This is a genomic window from Frankia sp. AgKG'84/4, assembly GCF_023242965.2.
Lineage (GTDB): Bacteria > Actinomycetota > Actinomycetes > Frankiales > Frankiaceae > Frankia.
The window spans coordinates 1-1557 of the sequence record NZ_JALKFU020001062.1 but is presented as its reverse complement, the minus strand read 5'-3'; the positions used below and the strand labels follow the sequence as shown (position 1 = coordinate 1557).

At 75.9% G+C, this 1557-nt stretch carries 1 protein-coding gene; it reads right to left on the bottom strand.

Going from position 1 to position 1557, the window contains the following annotated elements:
• On the bottom strand, positions 1 to 1529 hold a 1529-nt coding region (locus tag MXD58_RS27285), incomplete at its 3' end, for an acetyl-CoA carboxylase biotin carboxylase subunit (protein ID WP_250610849.1).
• Between the last annotated feature and the right edge of the window lie 28 nt (positions 1530 to 1557).

Here is a 1557-nt window from a genome sequence, read left to right as displayed (position 1 = left end):
TCCCACGCCAGCCAGGCGGGCTCGCCGGGACGCCAGCCGGAGGGGACGTCCCACGGGTCGACCAGCGGGCCGGTGGGCTGCAGGGCGAGCAGCCGGGCCAGCGCGTAGCCGAGGATCGCCTCCACCGGCGCCTCGTCGTCGGCGAGCGCCGCGAGGTCGCGCTCGACGAGCCCGGTGTCGAGCCGGCCGGAACGGACGTCGGGATGGGCGAGCAGCGCGCGCAGGAAGCCGATGTTGGTGGTGACGCCGAGCAGGACGGTGCCGGCCAGCGCCGCGTCGAGGCGGGCGATCGCGCCCGGCCGGTCCGCACCCCAGGCGATGATCTTCGCGAGCATCGGATCGTAGGAGGTGCCCACGGTGTCGCCGGTGGCGATGCCGGCGTCGACCCGCAGCGCGGGGCCGGCCGGCTCGCGGAAGGCGAGGATCTCGCCGCCCGTCGGCAGGAAACCACGGGCGGGATCCTCGGCGTAGACGCGAGCCTCGACGGCGTGCCCGGTGATGCGGACGTCGGCCTGGCCGAAGCGCAGCGGCTCGCCGGCGGCGATCCGGATCTGCTCGGCGACGATGTCCACCCCGGTGACCAGCTCGGTGACCGCGTGCTCCACCTGCAGGCGGGTGTTCATCTCCATGAAGTAGAACTCGTCGGGCGCGTCGGCGGACATGATGAACTCCACCGTGCCCGCCCCGACGTAACCGACCGCGACCGCGACCGCGACCGCGGCGGCGCCGATCCGCTCCCGGGTGCGCGGGTCGAGCAGCGGCGAGGGCGCCTCCTCGATGATCTTCTGGTGGCGCCGCTGCAGGCTGCACTCGCGCTCACCGAGGTGCAGCACGGTGCCGTGGCTGTCCGCGAGGATCTGCACCTCGACGTGGCGCGGGCGGGCGATGAGCCGCTCCACGAACAGGGTGTCGTCGCCGAACGCGGCGGCGGACTCCCGGCGGGCCGAGACGAGCGCCGGGGCCATCCCCGCGGGCTCGCGCACGATCCGCATGCCCTTGCCGCCGCCGCCCGCCGACGGTTTGACCAGCACCGGGTAGCCGAGCTGGCCGGCGGCCTCGGCGATCGCGGCATCGCTCATGCCCGGCGCCGACCGGCCAGGGACCACCGGGACGCCGACCTCGGCGACGGTCCGCCGGGCCAGGATCTTGTCGCCCATGACCTCGACGGCGCCGGCCGGCGGTCCGATGACGCTGACCCCGGCGGCCTCACAGGCCCGGAAGAACTCCGCGTTCTCGGCGAGGAAGCCGTAGCCGGGATGGATCGCCCGCGCCCCGGACAGCCGGGCGGCCTCGATGACCGCGCCGATGTCCAGGTAGCTCTCGCGGGCCGGCGCGGGCCCGAGACGCACCGCCACGTCGGCCTCGCGGACGTGGCGGGCCCCGGCGTCCGCGTCGGAGTAGACGGCGGCGGCCCGGATCCCGAGGTCCCGCAGGGTACGGATGATCCGCACGGCGATCTCGCCCCGGTTCGCCACCAGCACGCAGCTGAAGCCCGGCCCGTCGGCCCGCGGCGCACCCCCGGCCGGCAGCAGGTCGGCCGACGCGTCGGCGCCCGGC